The organism is Brevibacterium sp. VCM10 (genome assembly GCF_000583215.1).
In the GTDB taxonomy this organism is placed as follows: domain Bacteria; phylum Actinomycetota; class Actinomycetes; order Actinomycetales; family Brevibacteriaceae; genus Brevibacterium; species Brevibacterium linens.
Window position 1 is genome coordinate 60,522 of record NZ_JAJB01000029.1, and the last position, 25,777, is coordinate 86,298.

At 65.3% G+C, this 25,777-nt stretch carries 22 protein-coding genes; 7 read left to right on the forward strand and 15 right to left on the reverse strand.

Annotation, left to right across the window (positions count from 1 at the left end; genetic code table 11):
* Window positions 1-2: 2 nt before the first annotated feature.
* From AD89_RS0108850 to AD89_RS0108865, 4 genes are all read right to left on the reverse strand, one after another.
* Window positions 3-1,022 (reverse strand): zinc-binding dehydrogenase, encoded by a 1,020-nt coding sequence (locus tag AD89_RS0108850; RefSeq protein WP_025778241.1) that lies wholly within the window; start codon window positions 1,020-1,022, stop codon window positions 3-5.
* Window positions 1,023-1,114: 92 nt separating this feature from the next.
* Window positions 1,115-3,067, reverse strand: coding sequence for a hydantoinase B/oxoprolinase family protein (locus AD89_RS0108855; RefSeq protein WP_025778242.1), 1,953 nt, complete (start codon window positions 3,065-3,067; stop codon window positions 1,115-1,117).
* Entirely contained in the window at window positions 3,064-5,106 is a 2,043-nt protein-coding gene (locus AD89_RS0108860; RefSeq protein WP_025778243.1) for a hydantoinase/oxoprolinase family protein, read from the reverse strand. Before AD89_RS0108860 ends, AD89_RS0108855 begins: the two co-directional genes overlap by 4 nt.
* Window positions 5,107-5,213: 107 nt before the next feature.
* On the reverse strand, window positions 5,214-5,417 hold the full coding sequence (locus tag AD89_RS0108865) for a hypothetical protein (RefSeq protein ID WP_025778244.1): 204 nt from the start codon (window positions 5,415-5,417) through the stop codon (window positions 5,214-5,216).
* 298 nt (window positions 5,418-5,715) lie between these two features.
* Between AD89_RS0108865 and AD89_RS0108870 the strand changes: the two genes are divergently transcribed.
* Entirely contained in the window at window positions 5,716-6,735 is a 1,020-nt protein-coding gene (locus AD89_RS0108870; protein ID WP_025778245.1) for an AraC family transcriptional regulator, read from the forward strand.
* 92 nt (window positions 6,736-6,827) lie between these two features.
* Here the strand turns inward: AD89_RS0108870 and AD89_RS0108875 are convergent, their stop codons facing one another.
* Genes AD89_RS0108875 through dctP form a run of 3 tightly spaced genes read right to left on the reverse strand, consistent with a single transcriptional unit; the run spans window position 6,828 to window position 9,747 of the window.
* Window positions 6,828-8,117 carry a TRAP transporter large permease gene (locus tag AD89_RS0108875; RefSeq protein WP_025778246.1) on the reverse strand — a complete coding sequence of 430 codons (1,290 nt, stop codon included), beginning with the start codon at window positions 8,115-8,117 and terminating at the stop codon, window positions 6,828-6,830.
* Window positions 8,114-8,677, reverse strand: coding sequence for a TRAP transporter small permease (locus AD89_RS0108880; RefSeq protein ID WP_025778247.1), 564 nt, complete (start codon window positions 8,675-8,677; stop codon window positions 8,114-8,116). Before AD89_RS0108880 ends, AD89_RS0108875 begins: the two co-directional genes overlap by 4 nt.
* The gene (gene dctP, locus AD89_RS0108885; RefSeq protein ID WP_081770398.1) at window positions 8,677-9,747 is read right to left on the reverse strand and encodes a TRAP transporter substrate-binding protein DctP; all 1,071 of its coding nucleotides are present in this window, start codon (window positions 9,745-9,747) and stop codon (window positions 8,677-8,679) included. The genes AD89_RS0108880 and dctP overlap by 1 nt, the downstream gene beginning before the upstream one ends.
* Window positions 9,748-9,829: 82 nt before the next feature.
* On the opposite strand from dctP, the gene AD89_RS0108890 reads away from it, so the two are divergent.
* The 6 genes from AD89_RS0108890 to AD89_RS0108915 all read left to right on the forward strand — a co-directional run bounded on the left by AD89_RS0108890 (window position 9,830) and on the right by AD89_RS0108915 (window position 16,740).
* Entirely contained in the window at window positions 9,830-11,209 is a 1,380-nt protein-coding gene (locus tag AD89_RS0108890) for an MFS transporter (protein WP_025778249.1), read from the forward strand.
* Window positions 11,210-11,309: 100 nt separating this feature from the next.
* Window positions 11,310-12,707, forward strand: coding sequence for an MmgE/PrpD family protein (locus AD89_RS0108895; RefSeq protein WP_197021731.1), 1,398 nt, complete (start codon window positions 11,310-11,312; stop codon window positions 12,705-12,707).
* Between the two features lie 64 nt (window positions 12,708-12,771).
* On the forward strand, window positions 12,772-13,464 hold the full coding sequence (locus tag AD89_RS0108900; RefSeq protein ID WP_025778251.1) for a GntR family transcriptional regulator: 693 nt from the start codon (window positions 12,772-12,774) through the stop codon (window positions 13,462-13,464).
* 172 nt (window positions 13,465-13,636) lie between these two features.
* The gene (locus tag AD89_RS0108905) at window positions 13,637-14,788 is read left to right on the forward strand and encodes an acyl-CoA dehydrogenase family protein (protein WP_025778252.1); all 1,152 of its coding nucleotides are present in this window, start codon (window positions 13,637-13,639) and stop codon (window positions 14,786-14,788) included.
* 27 nt (window positions 14,789-14,815) lie between these two features.
* Window positions 14,816-15,970 carry an acyl-CoA dehydrogenase family protein gene (locus AD89_RS0108910; RefSeq protein ID WP_025778253.1) on the forward strand — a complete coding sequence of 385 codons (1,155 nt, stop codon included), beginning with the start codon at window positions 14,816-14,818 and terminating at the stop codon, window positions 15,968-15,970.
* A gap of 134 nt (window positions 15,971-16,104) precedes the next feature.
* A complete protein-coding gene (locus AD89_RS0108915; protein WP_025778254.1) occupies window positions 16,105-16,740 on the forward strand; it encodes an SDR family oxidoreductase in 636 nt (211 codons plus the stop codon).
* A 104-nt stretch (window positions 16,741-16,844) separates the two neighbouring features.
* On the opposite strand, the gene AD89_RS0108920 is transcribed toward AD89_RS0108915, so the two are convergent.
* The 8 genes from AD89_RS0108920 to AD89_RS0108955 all read right to left on the reverse strand — a co-directional run bounded on the left by AD89_RS0108920 (window position 16,845) and on the right by AD89_RS0108955 (window position 25,636).
* Complete coding sequence (locus tag AD89_RS0108920) at window positions 16,845-17,525, reverse strand: nitroreductase (RefSeq protein WP_025778255.1); 681 nt, start codon at window positions 17,523-17,525, stop codon at window positions 16,845-16,847.
* Between the two features lie 57 nt (window positions 17,526-17,582).
* Window positions 17,583-18,368, reverse strand: coding sequence for an N-acyl homoserine lactonase family protein (locus AD89_RS0108925; protein WP_025778256.1), 786 nt, complete (start codon window positions 18,366-18,368; stop codon window positions 17,583-17,585).
* A gap of 48 nt (window positions 18,369-18,416) precedes the next feature.
* Window positions 18,417-19,511 carry a Zn-dependent alcohol dehydrogenase gene (locus tag AD89_RS0108930; RefSeq protein WP_025778257.1) on the reverse strand — a complete coding sequence of 365 codons (1,095 nt, stop codon included), beginning with the start codon at window positions 19,509-19,511 and terminating at the stop codon, window positions 18,417-18,419.
* Window position 19,512: 1 nt separating this feature from the next.
* A complete protein-coding gene (locus tag AD89_RS0108935; RefSeq protein ID WP_051505178.1) occupies window positions 19,513-21,084 on the reverse strand; it encodes a class I adenylate-forming enzyme family protein in 1,572 nt (523 codons plus the stop codon).
* Between the two features lie 15 nt (window positions 21,085-21,099).
* Window positions 21,100-22,356, reverse strand: coding sequence for a CaiB/BaiF CoA transferase family protein (locus AD89_RS0108940; RefSeq protein ID WP_025778259.1), 1,257 nt, complete (start codon window positions 22,354-22,356; stop codon window positions 21,100-21,102).
* On the reverse strand, window positions 22,353-23,804 hold the full coding sequence (locus AD89_RS0108945) for an aldehyde dehydrogenase family protein (protein WP_051505180.1): 1,452 nt from the start codon (window positions 23,802-23,804) through the stop codon (window positions 22,353-22,355). Before AD89_RS0108945 ends, AD89_RS0108940 begins: the two co-directional genes overlap by 4 nt.
* A 214-nt stretch (window positions 23,805-24,018) precedes the next feature.
* Window positions 24,019-24,792 carry an SDR family NAD(P)-dependent oxidoreductase gene (locus AD89_RS0108950; protein WP_025778261.1) on the reverse strand — a complete coding sequence of 258 codons (774 nt, stop codon included), beginning with the start codon at window positions 24,790-24,792 and terminating at the stop codon, window positions 24,019-24,021.
* 31 nt (window positions 24,793-24,823) lie between these two features.
* Window positions 24,824-25,636, reverse strand: coding sequence for an SDR family NAD(P)-dependent oxidoreductase (locus tag AD89_RS0108955; protein ID WP_025778262.1), 813 nt, complete (start codon window positions 25,634-25,636; stop codon window positions 24,824-24,826).
* Window positions 25,637-25,777: the final 141 nt, after the last annotated feature.

The following is a 25,777-nucleotide window of genomic DNA, read 5'->3' on the forward strand; positions in this document are numbered from 1 at the left end:
GCTCAGGCCTCGAACTCGAAGACGCCCTTTCCGGCGTCCTGCTTGTCGAACCACTCGTAGGCCTCGGCGGCCTGATCGATCGTCCAGCTGTGCGAGTACAGTGCGTCGACGGGCAGATTGCGGGTCGCAATGAAGTCCGCTGCCCGGGACTGCTCCATCTGGGACATCGTCCACGAGGTCATGATCGTCCACTGCTTCTTGTAGATCTCCTGGGTGACGAAGTCGACCTTCCCCGGCAGACCGGTGAAGACGACCCGCCCGAAGGTGCCGAGCACGCCGAAGGCGTCCTTGGCCGCGTGCCCGGAGGTCTCCATGACGACATCGGCCATCCGGCCGCCGGTGTGCTCGGCGACGATGTCGTCGAGCGATTCCTCCCGGGAGTTGACGACGACGTCAGCGCCGAAGGTCGCCGAGGACTCGAGACGCGTGGAATCGACGTCGACGGCGATGACCTTGGCTCCCAGTGCAGAGGCGAACATCGTCGCCGAGAGCCCCACCGGCCCCTGGCCGATGACGACCGTGACGGTGTCCTCGACCCCGCCGAGACGCTTGATCGCACCCCAGGCCGTTCCGGTCCCGCAGCCGATCGCGGCGCCCGCCTTGAAGGACAGCGCATCGGGCAGCGGGAGGATCGTGGACACGGGGACCACGGCGAAGGGAGCGTGCCCGCCGTTGGCGTGGATGGCCATCGTGGTTCCGGGAGCGGTCTCGCACATCTGCGGCCAGCCGGCGCGGCAGCGACGACAGGAGCCGCAGCCCCAGTAGTGATGGAGCATCACCCGCTGGCCGACCCGGGCCGCGGCCTCGTTCACTCCCTCCCCGACGGAGTGGATGACCCCGCAGGGCTCGTGACCCTGGATGACGGAGTGGTCGAATTCGAAATTGCCGTGGTAGAAGTGCAGGTCCGATCCGCACATGCCCGAGGCCCGGATGGCGACGACGACCTCCCCCGGGCCCGGGGTGGGCTCCGGAAAGTCCTTGATCTCGACGCTGCCGTCTCCGGGGAATGTGATGCCTTGCATGAAAACTCCTTCGTTCCTGGTGACCGTGAGCCACCACCGATGTTGCCGGCGATCTCGCCCTGTCCCGGCAGTTCCGCCGGAAGAGCTTCGCCTCAGCCGCGATGCTGCTCCCGCAGCGTCCTGCTCGCCTCCTCGTCGATGCGCAGCCCTTCGGGATCCCGGTGCGGATCCCCCAGCACCACGACGCCGTAGTCGGCCGCCGCGGCTTCGCTGCTCACGTACTCATTGCGCACGTCCCGCAGCACCGCCTGCGGATCGCGGGCGAACGGGTCTCCCCATCCGCCCCCTCCGTTGGTCAGGCACCGGAGCACCGTGTCGGGCGTGGTCCGCCACACCCTCCTACTGGCAAAATAGTGGTATTTTCCATATTTTGCATCAAGTGTCTTGGAATCCGGATCGAGGACTCCGGCCACGGGGGTGCTGTCCCGGTACACCTCGGGTTCGATTCCGATCATCCGCCGGGAGCCGGATCCGTCTCCCTCGAACAGCCACATCGCCCCGTTCGGCCCGGGAGATCCTCCATTCGCGCCGACCCCGCTGGGCTCCTTCGTGCGGAACGGTGAGAGATGCTGTTCGGCCGCGGTCAGCCACAGCGTGTCCTTGAGATTGGCGGCCCCGCCTCGGTGCAGCCCGGGGCCTCCCGTGTCGATCGCGTGCTCCTTGCGCAGCAGCACGACCGGCGAGTCGTGTTCGATCGTCTCGGTCGCCGGGTCGAGGTTGTTGAGCGTGAACAGGACCGTGTAGCTGTCGCCGTCGCCCTCCCTCGTCGCACCCCACGGGCCGTGCTCGCCACCGCACTGTGTGGCCGAGGTCCAGAAGGTCCCGTCGTCCGTGAGGCCGGAGGCGTTGTGGGTGTTCGTCGATCCGTAGTCGCCGGCCACCCCACGGGCGCCGAGGACCGGGTTGAGCGCGTCGAAGATCGCCGACACGATCGCCCCCGAGGCCTCCCAGAACATCATGATTCCGCCGTCAGGGGGCAGCGAGGAGACGATCGACCCCGGCGCCGCGGCGAGGTCGATGTTGCGCCAGGTGCCCGAGGTGAAGCGCACGGAGGGATCGAGCAGCATCGTCAGGGCGACCCCGACCGAGGTCTTCGCATCGAGCACCCCGCAGTTGATGCAGGTCCTCGCCTGGTCCGAGGTGCCGGAGAGGTCGATCTCGATATCGGTGCCGCGTTTGCGCAGCAGCAGCTGGATCCGGTACTCGATGCTGTCGTCGAGTCCGTCGGCGTCGATGAGCGCCGTGCCCGGGTAGTCGCCGTCGGGAACGAGTCCGATCGCCTCGCTCATCCGCTCGGCCGAGCCGTCGCACGCGTAGTCGAGCACGCCGAGGTGGGCCTCGATCCCGTAGCGGTCGATGTTGCCGCGCACCAGGCGTTCGCCGAGCTTGAGCTGCTCGAGGATGCTCTTGAAGTCCGGCAGCAGCATCCCGCCCCAGCGGGTGTTGTCGAAGATGAGGCTGAAGGTCGATCGCACGGGCTCACCCTGAGACCACAGCAGCATCGGCGGGAGCACGAGACCGTTCTCGTAGACATTGGCCTTGGTCGCCGAGAACCCGCCGGGGACCGTGCCGCCCATATCGAGCTGGTGCGCGCAGAGGTTGACGAAGGAGACGATCCGCTCCTCGTGGAAGACCGGGTAGATGAAGGCGACGTCGTTGACGTGCCGACCGCCGCGGTATGGGTCGTTGCAGATGAGCACATCCCCGGGCTTGAGATTCTCCGGTCCGTACTCCTCCACCGTGTTGCGCACGGCGTCTCCCATGGTGCCGAGGAAGACCATGAGGCTGTTGCTCACGACGGCCATCGGATAGTCCTTCTCCGGCGGTCCGCTGATCGTGCAGGCGAAGTCGTACCAGTCGCGGATGATCGGGGAGAACGCCTCGCGCATGAAACCCGTCGACATGTGCTCGACGATGTAGTCGAGGCGGTTGAGCAGCACCGAGGCGGTGAAGCGGTCGCTGCCGTAGCGTGAGTGGAATTCGCCGTCATCGAGGTCGCGGATGCGGGTGCCCTCGAGTTCGGCCGGCTGTTCGCTGGTGGTCATTGTGCCCTCCTGATGACGATCTGTCCGTAGGCGCCGATCGTGGCCACCTGTCCGGCTCCGATGTGCGTGGTCGACAGGTCTTCGTTGATGATGGCCGGTCCGTCGATGACGTCCCCGGCCAGCAGTTCCTCGCGGGGGTAGACGGCGGCGGTCTGCTCGGCGAAGCCGTCCTCGGTCTCCTCGCCGAGGAAGCGCAGAACCCTCTCCCCGGTCGCTCTCGGCCCTCCGCTCGAGCGCTGAGGCAGCAGCGGGTATTCGATCTTGTCGGTGGCGACCACGGCCCGCATCCGGAAGGTCACCCCTTCGGCAGGCATCGCCTCGAACCTGTTGCCGGAGCGAGCCTCGTAGGTGTCGTGGAAGTTGGCCAGCATCGTCTCCACCGCCTCGGCGTCGAGGCGGCCGTCGGGAACGGGCACGAAGGGCGTCTCCCAGGACTGGCCGAAGAGGTGGGCGTCCATGCTGCGGAAATACTCGACCTCGGCTCCGGCGGGGGCCTGGTCGCGCAGCTCCTGCTCCATCTCCGTGAAGATCTCGTCGATCCGCTCGGCGTTCGAGGCGTCGAGCATGAGGTAGGCGCTGCGGTCGACGGTGAACACCTGATCGGCGGAGAGCAGGCCGAGCGCGGAGAACAGGCCGGGGCTCGGGGGCACGACGACCTCCTTGCACTGGAGAGCGTCCATGACGGCGGGCAGGAGCATCGGACCGGCCGCGCCGAAGGCCATGAGGGTGTAGTCACGCGGATCGATGCCGTTCTTGATCGTCACATTGAACAGCCCCTCGGCCATCGTGTGCACAGCCATCTCGTAGGCGTAGCGCACTCTCTGCGCGAGTCCGAATCCGCAGTCGAGCGATTCGAACGCCGCCTCGGACAGGGACCGATCGATCTCGAGCTCACCTCCGGCGAATCCCTCCGGGTCGAGGATTCCGACCATGAGGCAGGTGTCGGTCGTCGTCGGGGCGGTCCCGCCCCTGCCGAAGCAGGCGGGACCGGGTTCGGCGCGGGCGCTGTCGGGTCCGACGAGGATCTCGCCGTTCGCCCCGACGTGGACGATGGATCCGCCTCCGGCTCCGATGCTCGAGATCTCGTTCGCCAGCGCGTTGACGACGAGGTCGTGCTCGAGCTCGAACGAGGTGTCGACGGAGGGCTCTCCCCCGGTGACGACGCTGATGTCGCACGAGGTGCCGCCGACGTCGGCGCAGAGCAGGTCGGCGGTGCCGATGAGTCCGCCGAAGTGGGCGCCGGCGACGGTCCCGGCGGCCGGGCCGGAAAAGACGATCCGGAAGGGACGCTTCATCGCCTGCTCGGCCGGTACGAGCGTCGCTGCACAGTCGGCGAAGTTGAGCGAGCCGGAGAAGCCGAGTTCGCGCAGTCCCGACCCCAGACGGTCCGTGTAGTCGGAGTAGATGATCTTCATGAGCGTGTCGACGACGGTCGTCGAGGCGCGCGCGTACTCCTTGGCCAGGGGCGATACCTCGCTCGAGATGGAGACGGGGACATCGCCGAGGATCTCGCGGACGAGTTCGCGCAGCCGCTCCTCGTGTGCGGGGCGGACATAGGCGTTGATGAGGCAGATCGCCACACCTGTCACCCCACAGCGGCCCAGCACCTCGATCTCCTCGCGCGCCTGGTCCTCGTCGAGAGGGAAGAGCGCTTCTCCGTCGGCGAGCATCCTCTCCCGGATCCCGCGTCGCAGGTACCGGTCGACCAACGGGGCGGAGGCATCGCCGAAGCTGCGGCGCCAGCCGGGGTCGAGGATCGCCTCGGAGGGGCGCCAGACGCGGCCCATGTCGAGGATGTCGCGGTGCCCTTCAGTGGCGAGGAAGCCGATCTTGGGCAGCTTCCTCGTGATCACGGCGTTGAGTCCGTGCGTGCTGGCATGGTTGAACACCGTCGACTCCTTCACGCCGAGGCGTTCAGCACCGGTGAGCACGGGAGCGGCGACATCGCCGTATTCCGTGGAGACCTTGGTGGTGAGGATCTTCCCGTCCTTCCACCCGACGACATCCGTGAAGGTGCCGCCGACATCGACTGCAATCATTCTCTGTCCTTTCGGTGACCGGCTATGGGAGCCGGATCAGGGGTGCATTGGGCGACGCGATCGGTCGCCTCCGGGTCCGGTGCACGGCCCGGTCGGGTTGCCGTGGCTCAGATCTGGTCGACGAGCAGACTGATCGGACCGAGCCGATTGCCGCGCCGACGTTCGACTGACTTCAGGCAGCCCTGGCATTTGACGGCCGTGACCCATCCCTCCTCGCCGACGACTTCGTAGCTCTGCAGCAGTCGTTGTCCGCATCGGGGACAGGCTCCGTCCACGTCTTCGCGGACTACCGTCGAACCGGATTGCGACATGTCTCTCCTCCTTCTTCGGATGGACCTGCTCGCCGAACAGCACTGGTGTGCGGCTCTGCAGGTGCGCGCTGTCCCCGCCGATGAGCGGCTGCTTCCAGCGGGTCTCCCAGCGGGCGTCGTCAGCCTAGAAACATGTGACGGGCGGCACAATCCGTTCCGCGAAGAGGTGTCCGGGAGGCGAAGCATCGTCCGAAATCCGAATGTTCTGTCCGAAAAGCGAAGCGGACCCTGCCAATTCGGGTGACTCATGACACACTGGAGAACGGCCCGCGATCTCTCGACGAGGAGGAACCAGGGCATGACGACGACACTGCTCGGCACCACCGGATCGCCGCATTCGGCGCGGCACAGGTCTCTCTCGACGAGGGATCCCGACCGGGCGCATTCCTATGTGGAGGAAGCGTTCGCCGAACATCGCCTCATGGTCGATCGGAGCAGTCGGCTGCGGTTCCGTCTCGACACCGCGGAGGCCCAGTCGGTGACTGTGGGGCGAATGGCCTATGGGACGCGGATCAGAATCGCCGGCCCGGAGATGCGCGACTGCTACCACGTCAATCTTCTCGTCTCGGGCAAGTGCACCGTAGCGCAGAACGGAACCACCTCGACGTTCTCCGCGGACCGCGGAGTCTCCGGGGTCGTCTTCGGCCCGGACACTCCTGTGTTCATCGACTGGAGCGAAGACTGCTCCCAATACCATCTCAAACTTCCGCGTGCGGCCTTCGAGGCCCACGCCGCACGCCTGGCCGGACACAGCAGCGCCGCACCCATCGATTTCAACCTCACCTTCTCGCTCGGCACCTCGGCGGGCAGATCGCTGCTCAGCTCTGTGACCCACTACTACTCGCAGCTCGCCTGCGAGGGTGGGCTCGCGACGATGCCGCAGGTTCAGCGGGAGCTCGAATCCGCGCTGATGACGCAGGTGCTCATGGTCGCGCAGAGCAATCTCACCCCCAGACTCTTCCGTGATGTCCCGCTCCGCTCCGAGACGGGAGTGAGCGCCATCATCGACTACGTCGACCAGAACGCCGCGGAGGAGCTCACGATCGAGGGCCTCGCAGCACGGGCCGGGACGACGGCGCGCAGCCTGCAGACGGCGTTTCGAAAAGCCGTCGACATGTCTCCGACCGAGTACATCCGCCATGTCCGCCTGGGCCGGGCCAGACAGGACCTCCTCGCGGGCGATGCCGGGTCGGTGAGCGAGATCGCTCAGCGCTGGCAGTTCCATCATCTCGGACGCTTCGCCGAGAGCTACCGCCGGCGGTACGGCGAGACACCCTCACGGACCCTGCGGACCGGCGGGCGCGGCCGAGGCGCCTGAAGCGTCACGAGGAGGCTGTCTGCGGGGCGGGCGCTGGGACGCAGACGAGCGGCCCGTGACGATGCACGGGGCGCTGCGTCATCGGCGGGCGACTATTGGGCCGACGCGGTCTCCGGGACGAAGAGCGCGATCTCCGGGAAGAACAGGATGAGGAGCACGACGACGAGCATCGCGACGATGAACGGTATCGACCCGAGGAAGACGGTTTCGAGTTTCACTCCGCTCACCCGTGAGGCGACGAAGGCATTGATGCCCAGCGGCGGAGTGATGAGGCCGATCTCCGCGAGGAGGATGACCATCACACCGAACCAGATCGGATCGTAGCCGAGTTCGGTCACCAACGGCAGCGTGATCGGCACCGTCAGGGCGATGATCGCCATCTGGTCCATGAAGAAGCCCATGACGAGGTAGACGGCCATGATGAGCAGGAGCACGACGATGGGCGCCACCGTCATCGACCCGATCGCGTCGACGAGCGCAGGGGTGACCCGTGCCTCGGCGAGGACATGCCCGAAGGTCTTCGCGGCCACGACGATCGCAAGGATCATCGCGCTGTTCGTAACCGTCCCGGCCACGGCGCGTCTGAGCGCATCGACGCTCATCCTGCCGCGCAGCACCATCAGGACGAGGCCGCCGAGGCAGCCCACCGCGGCCGCCTCGGTGGCAGTGGTGACGCCGAAGAAGATGGCCGCGACGACGATGAGGAAGAGGAAGAGCACCGGCAGCAGGCCGACGATCGACTTCAGCTTCTCCGACCAGGAGAACGGAGTCCCCTTCGGCGCATGACCCCGCACCGCCATCAGCCAGACGGTGAACCCCAGCGCCAGAGCCATGATGACGCCGGGGACGAGACCGGCGAGCATCGTCTTGCCGATGTTCGTCTCGGCGGTGATGCCGTAGAAGATGAGCAGCACGGAGGGTGGGATGACCGCGGCGAGAGTTCCGGCGCTGGCCACGGCACCGGTGGCCAACCTCGGCGAGTATCCCTCGTCGATCATCGCTCCGGTGGAGGTCTTGGCCAGGGTCGCCGCGGAAGCGGTCGACGATCCCGACACCGAGGCGAAGCCCGCCCCGGCCGCCACGGCCGCGATTCCGGTGCCGCCGCGAATGCGGCCGACGAGAATCCGGGCCGAGGAGAACAGTGCGTCGAGTGCCCCGCTCTCAAGCACGAGATAGGCCATGAAGATGAACAGCGGCACCGCAGTCAGCGCGATGGAGGATGAGGCGCTGAGCGGGATGACTTCGAAGACGCTCACCACTGAGCTGACACCGCCGAGCATGAGCAGGCCGAGGATCGCAGAGCCGAAGATCGCGAAGGCGACCGGCACTCGGAGCAGGATGAGGACGATGAGGACGATGGTGACGACGATCGCGACGCTCATTGCGCACCTCCCGTCTCGTCACTGTCCGCCTCGACTGCGGCAGCGCCGTCCAAGCGCAGGAACCGCGGGGCGTCGAGGACGGCCACGAGCAGCAGGCCGAGCGCTCCGATGGGCTGGATGAGCTGCCAGATCCAGTTCGGGATAGGCAGCTCGGCAGTGTTGGGCAATGGCGCGAGACCGAGTTGGAAGGAGTCGATCACCCCGCGCAGACCCGAATAGGACAGGATCCCGGCAGCAGCGATCACGAGGATGACTGTGACCCACCGCGCCGCGAGCTTCAGTCCCGCTGGTAGACGGTCATAGAGCATCTCGGCACTCACATGCCCGCCGGTGGCATACAGCCACGGCAGCGCGAAGAAGAGAGAACCCGGCATCAGGATCCTCTCCGTCGCACTGACGTTCCAGCCCAATGGAGAGGAGAGTACGTAGCGCATGAATGCCTCGACGAGCATGAGCACGAACAGTGCGACGATCATGAGACCCGCGAGCCACAGACTCGCGCGCGCGGTGGCCGCCACGGTCATCTGCGTCGCGGAGGGTCGTTGTGCACGGGGAGCCATCACAGACCTTCTTCCTTCTCCTGGGCTTTCACGGCCTCTGCATACGCCTGTAGAGTTTCGCTTCCGGGCTTGCCGATGGCGTCGAGACCGTCGGCCCACTTCTGCTGAATCTCGGGCATGTTCTTCGAGAACGCCTTACTCTCGGCGTCGGTGAGCTCGGTGAACTCGACGTCGGATTCGGCAAGGGTCTTCTCCGCCGCCTTGTCATCGGCACGGATCCCCTCGCACTGCGCACGGCCGGTCTTGTCGGCCGCGGCGCGGATGTTCTCCTGCTGCTCGGGTTCGAGATCGTTGAAGGCATCGGCGCTCATGGAGAAGATCCACGATCCGGACCCGACCCCGATCCCCTTCGTCGCGTACTTGACCACGTCCTGCAGGCTGTACGTGCCGATGCTCGAGGCCGGGAATGCCGCCCCGTCGATCGTGTGCCGCTGCAGGGACTCGAAGACATCGGAGGAGGGAATCGCGACTGGGGAGCCTCCGAGGGCGGAGACCGTCGAGTCCATCACTCCGCCGCCGGAGCGGATGCTCATACCACGCAGGTCCTCGGGCGAGCGCACCTGTTTGTTGGCGGTCCAGATCTCGTACTTGGTCACGCTGCCCACCCACAGGGGGATGAGCCCGAGGGGCTCGAATTCATCCTCGTAGATGATTCCGCCGGGCTTGAGGAGTCTCATCAGCGCCAGCGATGTCACGCAGGTATCGGGGTCGAATCCCGGCAGGTCGGACACACCCGCAAGCGGTACGATGTCGGACTGGTTCGGCGGCAGCACGCTGACGATGTCGAGCGCACCGGTCCGAGTCAGGGAAGTGAGGTCGCCGACCGTGCCCAGCTGACCGCTCGGCCAGTACTCGGCGTCGATCGGCTTGCCCGGCCCGTTCGCCAGCTCCTCGGTGAACACGTCGACTCCGGCTGTCGAAGCGATGTGGCTGGCCGGAAAGATTCCTGCGATCTTCAGATGCGTTTGGTCCTTCGACGCTACCGCCCCGCATCCGGACAGAGCCAGGACCGTCGCTGTTGCGGCCGCGAGCACCACCGTCCCGAGGCTTCTTCGTCTCCACGGTCTCACTGCATACCTCCATTGGCATTACTTGATAGTGCATTATATATTACATATGAAACGTGCCACTTTAAAGAGGATTGGAACGACGATGTCCCAACACCCGGAATCAACCCCTGAATCGCGAGCATCGACCAAGGATGCCGCCAAAGTCTCCGCCGTAGCCGGCTTCGCCGCGAGCATCGAGTACTATGACTTCTTCATCTACGGACTCGCCTCGGCATTCATCTTCCCGAGGATCTTCTTCCCCGACTCCTCCCCCATCGTCGGCATCATCCTCTCCTTCGCCGCATTCGGGATCGGCTTCATCGCGCGCCCGCTCGGCGGACTGATCTTCGGCCACCTCGGCGACCGGGGCGGACGGAAAAAGGCGCTGGTCGTCGCACTGCTGACGATGGGAGTCGCCACCTTCCTCGTCGGCTGCCTGCCGACCGCACACGCCGTCGGCAATCTGGCTCCGGTGCTCCTCGTCGCCCTGCGCCTCCTGCAGGGGATCGCGATCGGAGGACAGCAGGGCGGGGTCGTCCTGCTCGCCGTGGAATCCGCGCCTGCGAAGAGGAAGGGCTTCTTCGGCAGCATCTCGTCCATGGGAGCGCCCGGCGGAACCCTGCTGGCCAACCTCGTCTTCCTGCTCCTCACCACGCTTCTGTCGCCCGAGGCCATGGAGGCCTGGGGCTGGCGCGTCGGATTCTGGTCGAGCATCGCCCTCGTCTTTCTCGCCATCTTCATCCATTTCCGCCTCGAGGAGACCCAGGCGTTCAAGAACCTCAAGAAGGACCAGGAGGCGACCTCGACCGACGACGCCGAAGCGTCCGCCGGAACGAGAGGCACCGCGAAGGCTCCGATCCTCACCGTGATCGCCAAATATCCGCAAGAGCTCCTGCTCTCCATCGGCGTCTATCTCGGCCTGAATGTAACCTTCTGGCTCTTCGTCACCTTCGTCGTCACATACGGAACCTCGGAGGAGTTCCTCGGCCTGCCCGACAACAGCATCCTCACGGCGATGCTCATCGCCTCCGTCGTCCAGCTGTTCGGACTCGGCTGGGCCGGGTGGCTCTCGGACCGAATCGGACGATCACGCACGATCGTCATCGGTGCCATGCTCCTGGCGATCTACTCCTTCGCCTTCTGGCCGCTCATCAATACGATGAACCTCGTGGTCATCGCCGTCGCCATGGCGATCGGCCTCGGGATCCTGCACAGCATGATCTACGGGGTGCAGCCGACCCTCTTCGCCGAATCCTTCGAAGCCGAGGTCCGGTACTCCGGTGTGTCCATGGGCATCCAGTTCGCGACCGTCATCGGCGGAGCGTTCGCGCCGATGATCGCCACCTGGCTGGCCAACGGCTTCGGCTGGATCAGCCTGTCCCTCTACATGGCCGGCGCCAGCCTCATCACCGCTGTCTGCGCTTTCGTTCTCGGCAGGCGCAACCGTGTGAAACTCACTGTCGAGGCACAGGCCCGAGCATGATCCCACACAACAGCCATTGACAATCCGTGCATAAAATATTTAATCTTTCGTAAGGGCGCCAACACTCGTTCGCGCCGTCGGCCCACTGACAAAGAGGTGAATGATGGGACAGATTCCGCCGGCCGAAAGCGCCGCCGCCGAACTCGTTGTCGGACTCGAATCCGCCGGCATAACCGCCGCCGCGCGGGCAGGTGCCCTCCAACTTCTCCAGGACCAGCTCTCTCTCGAGGTCGGCTGCTCCACGCTTCCGTGGTGCGAGGCGATTGCCGAGTTCGCCCGGACCAGCCATGCTCCGGGTCAGTCGCGGATCGTACGCACCGGCGAGCGCATGAGCGCCCCTGATGCCGCATTCGTCAACGGCACATTCGGCCACAGCTTCGAATACGACGATGCCCACGCCGCCAGCCTCAGCCACCCCGGCAGCGCGGTCGTCTCGGCGGCACTGGCCGTCGGCGAGGAGCTCGACGCGGATCTCGAACAGGTGCTGGTCGGCCTCATCGCCGGCTACGAGGTCTACACCCGGATCGGCACGCTCGGCTCACCCGACCTGCTCCAGCGCGGCTTCCACCCCCACGCGGTGCTCTCCACCTTCGGCGCGGCAGCCACGGTGGCGAAGATGCGCGGCTTCGACTTCGAACAGACACTCAACGCCCTGTCCATCGCCTACAGCCACAGCTCCGGCGCGACCGAGTACACCTCGACGGGAGGCTCGATCAAGCGCGTGCATGCGGGCATCGGCACCCGCAACGGAATGATCTCGGCAGCGATGGCGGCGTCCGGGATCACAGGACCGAGCGCATTCCTCACGGGCGCAAAGGGCTTCTTCCGCACCTTCGCGGGCAAGGAGATCTCGGCGGAGGCGGCGGCTCGGTTCTCACCGGAGCGTGAGTTCGAGATCGCGAATCCGCTGTTCAAGCCGTACTGTGCCTGCGCCTACACCCATTCGTTCGTCGACGGAGCCCGCTCATTCGCCGACCGCCTCGACGACATCGACGCGGTGAAGCTGAGTATTCAGTCCAGCGGTGACGTCGTCGTGGGCAACAGCAACGTCAATGCCTTCGCACCACAGCAGATCGAACACCTGCAGTACAGCCTGCCCTTCCAGTTCGCGCTCTCCGCCACCGGTCAGGGCAATGGCTACGCAATCCACAAGGCCTACCTCGACGGTCAGCTGGACCTCGGCCCGAACAGCCCCCAAGCCGCTCTTGCCGAGCGGATCGAGATCGTCGTCGATCCCACGCTCGACGGGGCCTACGCGGGCAAGATGGTCGGACGCATCGACGTCACCTTCGCAGACGGCTCCTCGGACAGCGTGTTCGTCGAGGACTCCCTCGGCTCGGCGGGCAATCCGATGGACGAGAGCACACGTGACGCGAAGTTCTTCGATCTCACCGAGTCCGTCCTCGGCGAAGAGAGGGCCAAGCAGCTGCTTGCCGCCATCAAAGGCGCCGGGCCCGGATCGACCGCCCGCGAACTCGTGTCGCTCACCCTGAGCTGAACCACCGATCTGCCAGCGAATCCCTGTACCATTCTCATGGACGGATTCGATAAGGAGCATAAGAGTGAGCAGTCCCCCCGAAACCTACCCGAGGGCGGGGCGCACTTCCCGCAGGCAACTCCCCGAGGAAGTCGCCGGATACATCCGCGACCGGATCATGTCCGGCGAGCTGCGTCCCGGCGAGTTCCTTCGGATGGAGCCCATCGCGGAGACCGTGGGCGTGAGCATCACCCCCGTCCGCGAGGGCCTCGTCGCACTGGCGAGCGAGGGATACGTCACTGCCCTGCCGCGTCGCGGCTTCGTCGTCGCGAGCTTCACGCGGGAGGACGTCCAGGATGTGTTCTGGACTCAGGCCCAGCTCGCGGGCGAGCTGGCCGCCCGTGCGGCCAAACGGATGACCGAGCAGGAACTCGCTGAACTCGCGGAGATCCATGAGGCCTGCAATCAGGCGATCAGGAACGGCGACATCGCCGCCAGCGGTCATCTGCGCAGGCAGTTCCACCGAGCGATCAACCTCGGTGCGCACTCGCCCAGGCTGGCCAGACTTCTGGGCGGTGCGGTCAAACAGCTCCCGAGCCACTACTACCTCAGACTCGAGGAGCACGCGGACGAAGAGCTGGCAACCCATGCGGCGATCTTCGAGGCGATCTCGACGCAGGACTCGGCGAGCGCTCGCCGGCTCGTGAAGAAGCATCGCACAGATGCTGCCCGGAACGTGATCGCACTCCTCGAAGCTCGGGGCTTCTGGCAGGACTGAACGGCCTGGTCGCCGGCTGACTCAGGCGCTCCCGCCAGTTCACCACAATCACGACGGCATTCCCCGACACACGGAGAAATCCACCAAATTCTCTCTGTGTCTTTTACATTTTCGTTTTCTATATTATATTTAGAATAGATTACTCAGCCGCACACCTGGCAAAGGAGCACAGATGCCCACCCTGAACGAAGAGGAGACATTCCTCGTCAACACCGTTCGATCATTCATCGACCGTGAGGTGAAGCCGACAGTTCGTGACGTCGAGCATGCGAACGAATATCCCGAAAAGTGGATCGAGCAGATGAAGCAGATGGGGATCTACGGGCTAGCGGTCCCTGAGGAGTACGGCGGTATGCCCGTCTCCATGCCCTGCTATGCACAGGTCACTGAGGAGCTCGCTCGTGGTTGGATGTCGCTGGCCGGAGCGATGGGCGGGCACACGGTGGTCGCCAAGCTCCTCGTCAATTTCGGCACCGAAGAGCAGAAGCAACAGTACCTCCCCCGAATGGCCACCGGAGAGCTGCGAGCCACAATGGCTCTGACAGAACCCGGTGGCGGCTCCGATCTGCAGTCGATGACGACCATCGCCAGCCCCGACGGCGATGACTTCGTCATCAACGGCGCAAAGACATGGATCTCCAATGCCCGCAAGTCCGGCCTCATTGCGCTCCTGTGCAAGACCGACCCAGACGCGACTCCACGCCACAGGGGCATTTCAATCCTGCTGGTCGAACATTCCGACGGCGTCGTCGTCTCCCAAGACCTGCCGAAGCTCGGCTATAAGGGAGTCGAGAGCTGCGAGGTCCTGTTCGACGATGTGCGTGTGCCCGCGTCCCGTGTGCTCGGCACCGAAACCGGACACGGCTTTTCGCAGATGATGCGTGGCCTCGAAACTGGCCGAATCCAGGTCGCCTCCCGAGCCCTCGGTGTGGGATCTGCCGCACTCGAGGACGCGCTCGCCTACGCTCAGGTGAGAGAGAGCTTCGGTAAGCCGATCTGGAAGCACCAGTCCATCGGCCATTACCTCGCGGACATGGCGACGAAGCTCACTGCTGCGCGCCAGCTCACCCGCTTTGCGGCGGAGAAGTTCGACAGCGGCGATCGCAGCGATATGGAGGCCGGAATGGCCAAGCTCTACGCTTCCGAGGCGGCCATGGACATCGCGTTAAATGCTGTGCGCATCCACGGCGGCTACGGCTATTCGACCGAATACGACGTCGAGCGCTACTTCCGCGATGCTCCGCTGATGATCGTCGGCGAGGGGACGAACGAAATCCAGAAGAACGTCATCGCGGGACAGCTCGTGTCCCGCGGCGGAATCTGAGGCAAGCGACGGCGAAAGGATCCAGACATGGACGCAGATGACTTCAAGGACATCCTCGGCGCAGTGCGCGAATTCGTTCGGGAGCAGGTTGTCCCGCTGGAAGAACAGATCGAGGACGAGGACAGGATCCCAGACGGGCTGATCGCAGCCTCGAAGGACATGGGCTTGTTCGGTTGGGCTATTCCCGAAGAGTATGGCGGGATCGGACTCGACGCGGTGCAGGACGTCGAGCTGGCGATGGAGCTCGGCTATACGACCCCGGCGTTCCGCTCCCTGTTCGGGACGAACAACGGCATCGCCGGCCAGGTGCTCGTAAATTACGGCACAGAGCAGCAGAAGAAGGACTGGCTGCCCCGGCTCGCCTCGGGCGAGGTAATTGCATCCTTCGCCCTGACTGAAGCCGACGCCGGATCCGACCCGAGCGGAATGCGCACAACTGCTGTCAAGGAGGGCGACACCTATCGGATCAACGGCTCGAAGCGCTTCATCACCAACGCTCAGTTGGCTCAGGTCCTCGTGGTCTTCGCAAGGACTGACCCGAACGCCAAGGGCACGAAGGGGATCTCGGCGTTCCTCGTCGACACCGATGCCCCGGGAGTGACGATCGGACCGCACGACAAGAAGATGGGTCAGGAGGGCGCCTGGACCTCGGAGCTGTTCTTCGACGATGTGGTCGTCGGCACCGATCGGCTGATCAGCGGCGAGGAAGAGGTCGGATTCAAAGCGGCGATGGCCTCTCTGGCCAAGGGACGACTTCACATCTCTGCGATCTGCGTCGGACAGGCCACTCGCATTCTCGATGAGTCTGTTGCGCATGCCGCCTCGGCGACTCAAGGCGGCAAGCCGATCGGCACCTTCCAGCTCATCCAGGGCATGATCGGCGAGTCATACTCCGAGGTGCGCGCTGCTCGGGCTCTCGCCCGTGACGCCGCCCGGGACTTCCAGGACGGAACAGATCGGAAGCTCGGCCCCTCTGCCACAAAACTCTTCGCCAGTGAGATGCTCGGACGCGTCGCCGACCGCGGAGTGCAGATCCATGGCGGCCTCGGCTATATGCGCACGGTGCCAGTTGAACGCTTCTACCGGGCTGCACGCCTGTTCCGGATCTACGAGGGGACAAGCGAAGTGCAGAAGCTTGTCATGGCACGCAAGCTCCTGAAGGACGAGGGCATGCAGGCCTGAAGGACCCCCGCTCGGCTGAGAAACCGAACTTACCGGGACAAACAGTGTTGAAATGCCCGGGATGCGTGCCGGAGGATTGTGTCAAAGACAGAGACGTGTCGTCACCAACGATCATGCGGCAGAAGGAGAGCGATATGACCAAGACAGCGATTCTCGGAGCAAGTGGACAGATTGCACGCTGGGTCGTCGATGGACTTGCCCAAGACGCCGACGCGGAGCAGACGCTCCTGGTGCGCCACCCAGAAAAGCTGGGCACCGTGCCCGGCAATGCCACCGTGGTGACAGCCGACGTGCTCGACACCGAAGCGCTCACTGAGGCTGTCTCCGGGCTGGACATCGTGTACGCGAACCTCACCGGCGACAACATGGGCGAGCAGGCCGCCAGCGTCATCAAGGCGATGGATGCCGCCGGCGTGAAACGCTTGGTCTTCGTGCTCTCCCTGGGCATCTACGACGAGGTCCCCGGCACATTCGGCGAATGGAACCGGCAGACGATCGGCCCCTACCTCGGTACCTTCCGAGAGGCAGCCGACGTCATCGAAGCCTCGGACCTCGACTACACCCTCCTCCGTCCGGCATGGCTCGATGACCAGGACGAGGTCGACTATGAGCTCACTGAGAAGGGCGAGCCCTACAAAGGTACTGTGGTCTCCCGCAAGAGTGTGGCCGACCTGATCCTCACCATCATCAGGAACCCGGATAAGTACATCGGAGCGAACCTGGGCGTGAACAAGCCGGGCAGCGAAGCAGACAAGCCCTACTTCATGTGAGAAGAAGAGATTCACCCCTCAGCGCGGGGCGGACCTCCGGGGGCAGTCCACAGTTCCGGTCAGCGGTCCCCTCCCCCACTGTGCTCACAGAGTGCTCAGACGGATCAGTCGACCCACGTCACCGTTTCGGCGAGATCCGCTCGCGGAGTTCGATAGCTGTTCGCCGGGTGCCCGTCGTCGGCGTATCCGAACGACAGGCCCGCCACGACATTCTCGTCCTCGGGAATCGAAAGGTGATCTCTGATCTGCTCCGAGTAGTTCGACAGCGCCGCCTGCGGCGTCGTGTCCACCCCGAGTGACCGTGCCGCCAGCATGAGAGTGCCGAGGTAGACCCCGGTATCCAGCACCGCATAAGGACCGAGGATCTTCGGGATCGAGAGGACCGCCACGTGTGGGGCGCCGAAGAGCCTGAAGTTCTCACGAGCCTGCACCGCCGACTGTTCGCGATTGCCCCATTCGACTCCCACCGCCGAATACAGCTGGAATGCGCTGTCGCGGCGTCGCTGCCTGTGCACCCCCTCGTACCGTTCCGGGTGAGCGATGTCATGGTTGACTTCAGCGTGGTCGGACCAGTCGAGCAGAGCAGCGCGGAACCTATCAGTCGCGTCACCGCTGAGCACCCGCACCTGCCACGGCTGAACGTTGCACCAGGATGCGGATCGCCGGCCGAGTTCGAATATTCTCTCGATCGTCGCCCGCGGCACTGGATCGGGCAGATATGCTCGACACGAATACCGATCGCCCAGCAGCCTGTCGAGTGCCTCGACGTCCCTGCCCTCTGTCATCGGACAGCTCCTTCCGCCCGGCGGTTCCGGCATGACCCGCCGTCGAGTGCGCACCGCTCAGACAATCTGTCGGCCCTCCCTGCGGAACTGCTTCCAGTGATCCGGATCGTGGTTGGCCCACACCGTCGTGTTCGGCTGGGAGGCGAGGAGTCGGAGCCTGCGCAGCGAGCGCTCCTTGTTCCTCGTATCGACGTCGAGCGGCATTCCCGTCGTCTCGTCGATATTGGACTGGAGATGGGCGGCATCGCTGGTGAGGATGATCGTTCGGTGATCGGGCGGGGACAGCTTCAGCGACAGCGTCCCGTGCGTGTGGCCGGGCATCGACAGAACGACGACGCTGCCGTCTCCGAAGATGTCATGATCGACGCCCTGGGGTATCTCCAGCCAATCGATCTGTCCGGCCGCCGCGATGTCCTCCTCCCGATACATCGCGGCGTCCAGCCGGCGTGGAGATCGAGAGTAGGCGAGCTCCCCCTCCCCGATGAAGCCCCGTGCGGTGGGAAACAGCTCGAGACCGCCGGTATGGTCGAAATGCATGTGCGAAAGCACTACATCGGTCACGTCCGAGGTGGAGAAGCCCAGCGATTCCAACTGCGTGTCGATCCTCGCCTCAGGAGGGAAGCTCATGTCGAAAGCCTCGGCCAACGGCCCATAAGCCCGCGCGGGATCGCCGGCGGCGTCTGTGGCCAAACCGGTGTCGAATACGAGGAGGCCCCCTTCGTGCTGGATCAGGAAGGTGGGGATCGGGACCGCCAGATCGGAGCCTCCGGTGCCGAGCTGGAAGAGACCGCCGTCGGTGCTGATCGTCGGGGCGTCGAGGGCCCACAGGTGCTGGATGGTCATGTCGATCGTGTCCTTTCGCAGACAGAATGTGATCGGGACGGAACGCGGCTAGGCCAGGACGACGGCGCGAGCACCCTGCTCGCCTGCGCAGTAGTCGACGGCTCGGCCGATGTCATCGAAGTCGAAGGTCTCCGTGACGAGCTCGTCGAGGTGGAGTTCGCCCTTCCGGTACAGCTCGACGAGGTGGGGGATGTCGCGGGCGACGTAAGACGACCCGTACAGGCTTCCCTTGACGATCTTGCCGGACATGACCACGGAGTTGAGAACATCGTCGATGCCGACATCGGGGCCGGCCCCCACGAGCACGGTGGTTCCGCCTCGGCGGCTCATTGCGATCGCCTGGTTGACTGTCTCGGGTCGGCCGACGACCTCGATGACGACATCGGCGCCCTGCCTGTCGGTGAGCCTGCGCACCTCCTTCGTCGCCTCCGGACCGGCGGTGACGACCTTGTCGGCACCGAGCCGAGCCGCCAGATCGAGCCGCTCCTGGTGCACATCGATGGCGATGATCGTCCCGGCTCCTGCCGCCTTCGCACCCTGAATGGCGTTGAGCCCGACACCGCCGCATCCGAGGACCGCCACCGTCTGCCCGACGCGGACTCCGGCTGTGTTCACCGCCGCTCCGAACCCGGTGAGGACACCGCAGCCGAGCAGCGCAGCCGAAGCGAACGGAACTTCGTCGGCGATCCTGATCGCCGCACCCTCGGGCACGACGGTCGACTGGGAGAAGGTGCCGAGCCCACAGAATTGGCGGACTGCGTCGCCGCCGAGGCTCATCCGCGTCGACCCATCGGGCATGGTGTGGGCTCCGAGCATTGTGCGCGGTCTGGCGCACAGATGCTGTTCGCCGCGCTGGCAGTAAGAGCACACCCCGCAGTTCGCCAGCCAGCTGAGCACTGCGTGATCGCCTGGTGAGAGACTGTCGACACCGTCGCCGACGGCTGTGACGACACCGGCTCCCTCATGGCCGAGGACAAGCGGCAGCGGGGCAGGCAGCCGTCCTGACCAGACACTGATGTCGGAGTGGCACACTCCGGTGGCACGGATATCCACCGCGACCTCTCCGGGGCCGGGGTCGGCGAGGTCGATCTCGACCATTCGCATCGTGCTTTCGGGTGATTCGAGCAGAGCTGCCTGTGTCATATCAGTGTGTCTCCATCCGTGCGTATTCGTCTCTGAGCACCATCTTCTGCAGCTTCCCGTTGACGTTGCGCGGCAACGTCTCCCTGATGTGGAAGTGCACGGGTATCTTGTACTTCGCGAGTCTCTCTCGAGCCCAGATGCGGAGTCCATCGACATCGAGCTCGCGTCCCTCCACGGGGACGATGAGAGCAGCACCCACCTCGACGTACTTCTCGTCGGGAACGCCGATGACGGCGATGTCCGCGATGTCGGGGTGGCCCGTGAGCACCATCTCCACCTCGGCGGGGTAGACGTTCTCCCCACCGGACCGGTACATGTCCTTCGCCCGGCCGGCGATGCTGAGATACCCCTCGGCGTCGACCTTCCCGAGGTCCCCGGAATGGCACCAACCGTCCTCGAAGGTCGCGGCAGTGGCTTCGGGACGGTTCCAGTACCCGATGCTCACGCCTCCGCTGCGCACGCAGATCTCGCCGACTTCGTCGACGTCGGCGAGCTCACCGTCGGGGCGGACGACCTTCACCTCGGTCATCGCCTGGGGCCGACCGATGCTGCTCTCGTGCCCGCGGGCGACATCGAACTCGAGGCTCGTGCTCACCGCACCGCCCTCAGTGAGGCTGTAGGACTGCACGAGTTCGACGCCCGGCAGCAACCGCTCCATCTCGTCGTAGACCCACGGCATGACGATGTCTCCGCCGGTGACGATACGGCGGACGTCGTCCGGAAATGCCGCGGCCCGCTTTTCGTCGCGAAGGAGGTCGAAGAGCATGAAGGGGTAAAGGAGAACGTCGGTCGTCCCCCGCGCCGAGGCGACTTCGAGGAACGAGTCGAGACTGAACCCGCCGGAGGGGAAGGTGACGATCGTGCCATGGGCGAGCAGGGTCGGCAGCAGGAGGACCTCGAAGCCGCCGGCGTGGAAGAGCGGTCCGCTCGTCTGCGCCACGGACGTGGCGCCGATGCCCCACCGTTGGGCCTGGATCGACCCGATCCAGGCCGCGTTCGCATGCGAGAAGAGCGCGCCTTTGGGACGGCCCGTGGTTCCGGAGGAGTACATGAGCGTCACCGGGTCATCCGGACTCACGACAGGGAATCCGTCCGTGTCCCGGAGATCGACGTGCGTGGTGTCGAGCGCCGTCAGTGGCTCCGCCCAGTCGACGCCAGTGTCCTCACGGCCGCGCACGAGGTGGGTGCGGACGGGGATCCGGTCTCGGATCGTCTCGATCGTGGCGAGGAACTCGGCATCGAGGATGAGCACGCTCGTCTCCGAATCGCTCAGGGCGAACTCGATCTCCGGCCCGGTCAGCCGCCAGTTGAGGCGCACGCCGATGGCTCCGACGCGTCCGATCGCCAGATACCAGGCGACGTAGTCGGTCGAATTGCGCAGAAGAATCGCCACCCGGTCACCCGGGGCGACCCCGCAGCGCTGCAGGATCCGCGCATATCGCAGCTCCGCCTCGCGCAGCTGCCGCCAGCTCATCGTCTCCTCGGTGCCGAGCACGACCGCTGTGGCCTCGGGGTCGACGACGGGCATCTGCGCGTAGACAGAGTCTGTCACGAAATTCAGGGACATTCCCATCGGGGTCTCTCCTTCTCAGTCCTCGCCGCTGCTCTGCGGCTCAGCTGGTTGCGGGTTGTCGATCACCGCTCCGCTCGCGAGGAGGCGTTCGATCGAGGTCTCGTCGATGCCCCAGTCGGCCAGCGCCGCCCGCGTGTCCGCGCCGGCCGGGATCGCCGGGCCCTGGATGCGTCCGGGCGTCCGGCTGAAGCGGGGGAAGGGGGCGGGTTGGAGCACACCGTCGTTGCGGACGAAGCTGTGTCGTGCTCGCATGTGCGGCTGTTGGAGCGCCTCGTCGATGTCGAGCACCGGAGTCACGCAGGCTTCGCGACCGGAGAAGTCCTCCTCCCACTGCGACCGCGTGCGGCCGCGGAAGATCTCCGCGTACCGCTCCTTCGTCGATGCCCACGTCGCCGTGTCCCACTGGACGTCGAGGAGCTCGGAGCCGAGACCGAGGACATCGAGGAACTCTGCATAGAACTTCCTCTCGATCGGAGCCACGGCCATCCACCCGCCGTCCGCGGTCTCGTAGACCGCGTAGAACGGCGCCCCTCCGTCGAGCATGTTCGACTCCCGTTCGGCACGCATCATGCCGACCTGTCGCTGACCGTAGAAGAGGCTGCCGAGCAGCAGGATCCCGTCGAGCATCCCGGCGTCGACGACCTGGCCCCGGCCGTTCGTGCGGGCTTCGAGGAGCGCGGCGAGGATGCCGATGATGAGCAGCGCGCCACCCCCGCCGAAGTCGCCGAGGAGGTTGAGCGGAACGCTCGGCGGCCCATTGCGGGGACCGATCGCAGAGAGCATGCCGGAGACCGCGAGGTAGTTGAGGTCGTGTCCGACATCGGCCGCCATCGGTCCGTCCTGCCCCCAGCCGGTGGCCCTCGCGTAGACGAGGCGCGGATTCCGGGCCAGACAGTCGTCGGGACCGATGCCCAGCCGCTCGGTGACGCCGGGACGGTTGCCCTCGAAGAGCACATCGGCCTCCTCGACGAGATCGAGAAGAGCATCCCGCCCCTCGGGACTCTTGAGATCGATGGCGATCGATCGCCGTCCCCGATCGTGGACGAAGGCTGGGCCTCTGCCTTCCTGTGCACCGAGGTCGCTGCGCACCGTGCCGACATCTGAGGGACGGCTGACACGCAGCACCTCGGCACCGAGGTCGCTGAGCAGCATTCCGCCCCACTGACCGGGACCGAGTCCGGCGAGTTCGATGACCTTGACTCCGGTCAGCGGTCCGGCGGGAGGGACCCGCCCCGGATACCGGTCCGCGCCGGTCGATGCGCCGTCATTCATGCCGCCCCCACTAAGATCTGTTTGAGTTCGGTGAAGCCGAGAATCGCGTCGGCCCCGGATTCCCGGCCCCACCCGGAGGACTTGACGCCGCCGAACGGCTCGCTCGTCACCGGCCCGAAGGCATTCACGGCCACGGATCCGGCTTCGATCCGCCGGGCGATGTCGATCCCAGCCGCAGTGTCCGTGGTGAAGACCGCGCCGGAGAGCCCGAATTCGGTGGCGTTGGCCTGGCGGACGGCGTCGTCGACGTCGGTGAAGGTCTGCACGACGGTGACGGGACCGAACACCTCTGTGCCCACGATCGAGGCGGACTCGGCGACACCGGCGACGATGGTCGGGCTGAAATACCATCCGGACTCGAATCCCTCCGGTCGGCCACCTCCGCTGACGACGGTGCCGCCGTCTGCGACCGCAGTGTCCACGGCAGCCCGTGTGCGTTCGAACGCCGCCTCGTTGACCAGAGGTCCGATCTGGGTGGACGGGTCGAGCGGGTCTCCGAGGCGAAGTCGCGACCATTCGGCGACCATCCGGTCGAGGATCTCGTCGCGGCGACGCTCAGGCACGAGGACACGGGAGAGCAGGGCGCAGACCTGTCCGGCACCGTTCGTCGCAGCGGGGACGAGGATGCGCATGACCGCGTCGAGCGAAGCATCGTCGAGGATGATCCCGGCCGACTTCCCGCCGAGTTCGAGATGCGTGCGGGCATAGCGCGGAGCCGTCGCCGAGATGACGTCCTGCCCGGCACGATGGCCCCCGGTCAGGGACACGTGGGAGACGCGAGGGTCGCGTGTGATGCGGCGCGTCACCTCGGTCTCGGAGGTGATCACGCTGATCACCCCGGGTGGGAACCCGGCCCGTCGGGCACAGTCGGCGACGACCGCCATCGTCAGATGTGTCTCGCGAGCAGCCTTGATCACGACGGGGCAGCCGGCGAGCAGGGCGGGGATGACCTTGGAGGCGATCGTGACGACCGGTCCGTTGTAGGGCAGGATCGCGAGCACGACTCCAACCGGTTCATGAGTCATGATCACCGGACCCAGAGGGGATTCCCGTTCGTCGTCGGCCAACACTTCGGCGGCTCCGTCCAGCGCTGCCCGCCATGCGGGAACAGCGGCGTAGCGGTGGAGCGCACGTCCGTGACGGATCGGGAATCCGGCTTCGATCGCCCACAGTCGGGACAGTTCGGGTTCCTGCGCGTCCACCTCGGCGAGCCATCGTTCGCAAGCGGCCACACGGTCGACTGCGGGCGCGGATGCCCACTGGGCCTGCGCCTCGTGGGCTGCGGCGACGGCATCGGACGCGTCTTCGGCGGAGGCGAGGCGGACGGTGCGGACCTCGGCCCCGGTGACGGGAGAGACGACGGTGCGGTCGTCTCCGCGAGCCGACTGCCACCGCCCTCCCACGAACACATCGTCGGTGTGTGGGACTTCTTCGGCCATAACACTCATCTCTGTCTTCTTCGGCATCGAGTACCGCAGCTCAGCGGACCATTCTTCTATATATAATATATGTTCATGCGTATATGAGGTCAACAGCCGATGCCCGCGCAGACTCCGCTCAACGACGCTTCGCCGGGCCCGACCGTCTGAGGTCGGGCCCGGCGATGGTGCAACCACTCCCTGCGCGCGTCTGCGCGAAAATCAACGCGCATCTACGTGAAACTCAGGCGCCGATATAGGCACCGTTGTCGACGACGAGGACCCGTCCCGTGATCGCCTTGCCGAGGTCGCTGGCGAGGTAGACGATCGCATTTGCCTGATCCTCGGGCTCAGTGAACGGCAGATCCTGGTTGGCGTAGATGCCGGTGTACTTGACCATGGTCGATCCGCCCGGCAATTCACCGGCCGCCCAGGCTGAGGCCATCGGGGTGTCCGTGTTGCCCGGGGCCACGGCGTTGCAGCGGATGCCGGTACCGGCGAAACGCATACCGATGTTCGTCGACATCGCGTTGACCGCAGCCTTCGTCGACGTGTAGGCGAGTCCGCCGAGCGGCAGCGAACCGTTGATAGACGTAACGTTGACGATCACACCTTCGTCACGGGGCATGAAGTGGCGCACGGCCTCACGGCAGAAGCGGAAGATCCCCGCGTAGTTGACCTGGACGACCTCGTCGAAATGCTCGTCGGAGCATTCCTCGATCGAGACCATGTCGCCGAACCCGGCATTGTTGACGAGGATGTCGACCTGTCCGAACTCGGCGATGGCGCGCTGGAATACAGCCTGCGGGGCGTCCGGATCTGCCGAGTCGGCGGTGACGCCGATGGCACGTCCGCCCGATTCGACGATGCCGGCGACGGCCGAATCGAGCTCGTCCTTGGAACGAGCAGTGAGTACGACATTCGCCCCTTCCTTAGCGAAGAGCCGAGCCGCGGCCAGGCCGATTCCTTTGCTCGCTCCCGTGATGACGGCAGTGCGTCCTAAGAGTTTCGTGTCCATGATGGTGCTCCTTCGGTGGTCGAGAGTCGAATCAGTGTTCGCCGAGTGTCGTCGAGGTCAGATCCTCCCGCGACTGCCACTCGTCGAGGCGGTTGCGGTAGTGGCGTCGCACGTCATCGAGTCCGTGTCCGACGTAGAGACGCAGCGGAGCGTCCGATTCGCCGGCGACAGAGGCGATGGCCCGGGCGGCACCTGCGAGGTCGCCGGGCGTCCAGTCGTAGAGGTCCGCCGCCTGAGCAGCCGAAGGATCGTAGTCCGCAACCGGATTCTTGGGAGTCACAACGGAGTTGCCGAGTTCGGTCGAGAAGACTCCCGGCTCGACGATCGTCACCTTCACGCCGAGGTGGTCGACCGACCTCTGCAGTGATTCGCTCATCCCCTCGACGGCGAACTTCGAAGCCGCGTAGGCCTCGATGCGCGGCATCCCGACCAGTCCGGCACCCGAGGAGAAGGTGAGGATGTGTCCGTGTCGGCGTTCGCGCATTCCGGGCAGCACCGCTTGGACGAGTGCGGCGGTGCCGATGACATTGGTCTCGAACTGGGACCGCAGATCATCGAGCGCCAGCTCTTCAAGGGTGCCCTGCACAACGAATCCGGCCGCATTGACGACGGCATCGAGGGGTCCGAAGCGCTCCTGGGTCGCAGCCACCGCCTCGGCGATGGAGTCAGTATCGGTGACGTCGAGTCGGAGAACCGCGATGTCGTCACGGTCGGAGAGGTCGGCGGGTGCGCGATTCGGTTCGCGCATGGTCGCGGCGACATTCCATCCAGCGTCGGCGAAGGCGAGCGCAAGTGCTGTGCCGAATCCGGACCGGCATCCGGTGATGAGTACTGTCTGTGCCATGTCCAGTCATTTCTCCTATGGTCGCTGCTAGATTGTTACAGCCATCCTCATCCCGGGAACTCGATTGCGACAGGTTCCACGAGAACCCCTCGATCGCGCAGCGGTCAAAGGATCAGAATCTTCATTGTTTGTTGCGTTCCA

Excerpts from the sequence above, each read along its gene's own strand:
- AD89_RS0108850 (WP_025778241.1), bottom strand. The coding sequence starts at position 1,022 with ATGCAAGGCATCACATTCCCCGGAGACGGCAGCGTCGAGATCAAGGAC.
- AD89_RS0108855 (WP_025778242.1), bottom strand. The coding sequence starts at position 3,067 with ATGACCACCAGCGAACAGCCGGCCGAACTCGAGGGCACCCGCATCCGC.
- AD89_RS0108860 (WP_025778243.1), bottom strand. The coding sequence starts at position 5,106 with ATGATTGCAGTCGATGTCGGCGGCACCTTCACGGATGTCGTCGGGTGG.
- AD89_RS0108865 (WP_025778244.1), bottom strand. The coding sequence starts at position 5,417 with ATGTCGCAATCCGGTTCGACGGTAGTCCGCGAAGACGTGGACGGAGCC.
- AD89_RS0108870 (WP_025778245.1), top strand. The coding sequence starts at position 5,716 with ATGACGACGACACTGCTCGGCACCACCGGATCGCCGCATTCGGCGCGG.
- AD89_RS0108875 (WP_025778246.1), bottom strand. The coding sequence starts at position 8,117 with ATGAGCGTCGCGATCGTCGTCACCATCGTCCTCATCGTCCTCATCCTG.
- AD89_RS0108880 (WP_025778247.1), bottom strand. The coding sequence starts at position 8,677 with ATGGCTCCCCGTGCACAACGACCCTCCGCGACGCAGATGACCGTGGCG.
- AD89_RS0108890 (WP_025778249.1), top strand. The coding sequence starts at position 9,830 with ATGTCCCAACACCCGGAATCAACCCCTGAATCGCGAGCATCGACCAAG.
- AD89_RS0108895 (WP_197021731.1), top strand. The coding sequence starts at position 11,310 with ATGATGGGACAGATTCCGCCGGCCGAAAGCGCCGCCGCCGAACTCGTT.
- AD89_RS0108905 (WP_025778252.1), top strand. The coding sequence starts at position 13,637 with ATGCCCACCCTGAACGAAGAGGAGACATTCCTCGTCAACACCGTTCGA.
- AD89_RS0108910 (WP_025778253.1), top strand. The coding sequence starts at position 14,816 with ATGGACGCAGATGACTTCAAGGACATCCTCGGCGCAGTGCGCGAATTC.
- AD89_RS0108915 (WP_025778254.1), top strand. The coding sequence starts at position 16,105 with ATGACCAAGACAGCGATTCTCGGAGCAAGTGGACAGATTGCACGCTGG.
- AD89_RS0108920 (WP_025778255.1), bottom strand. The coding sequence starts at position 17,525 with ATGACAGAGGGCAGGGACGTCGAGGCACTCGACAGGCTGCTGGGCGAT.
- AD89_RS0108925 (WP_025778256.1), bottom strand. The coding sequence starts at position 18,368 with ATGACCATCCAGCACCTGTGGGCCCTCGACGCCCCGACGATCAGCACC.
- AD89_RS0108930 (WP_025778257.1), bottom strand. The coding sequence starts at position 19,511 with ATGACACAGGCAGCTCTGCTCGAATCACCCGAAAGCACGATGCGAATG.
- AD89_RS0108935 (WP_051505178.1), bottom strand. The coding sequence starts at position 21,084 with ATGGGAATGTCCCTGAATTTCGTGACAGACTCTGTCTACGCGCAGATG.
- AD89_RS0108940 (WP_025778259.1), bottom strand. The coding sequence starts at position 22,356 with ATGAATGACGGCGCATCGACCGGCGCGGACCGGTATCCGGGGCGGGTC.
- AD89_RS0108945 (WP_051505180.1), bottom strand. The coding sequence starts at position 23,804 with ATGAGTGTTATGGCCGAAGAAGTCCCACACACCGACGATGTGTTCGTG.
- AD89_RS0108950 (WP_025778261.1), bottom strand. The coding sequence starts at position 24,792 with ATGGACACGAAACTCTTAGGACGCACTGCCGTCATCACGGGAGCGAGC.
- AD89_RS0108955 (WP_025778262.1), bottom strand. The coding sequence starts at position 25,636 with ATGGCACAGACAGTACTCATCACCGGATGCCGGTCCGGATTCGGCACA.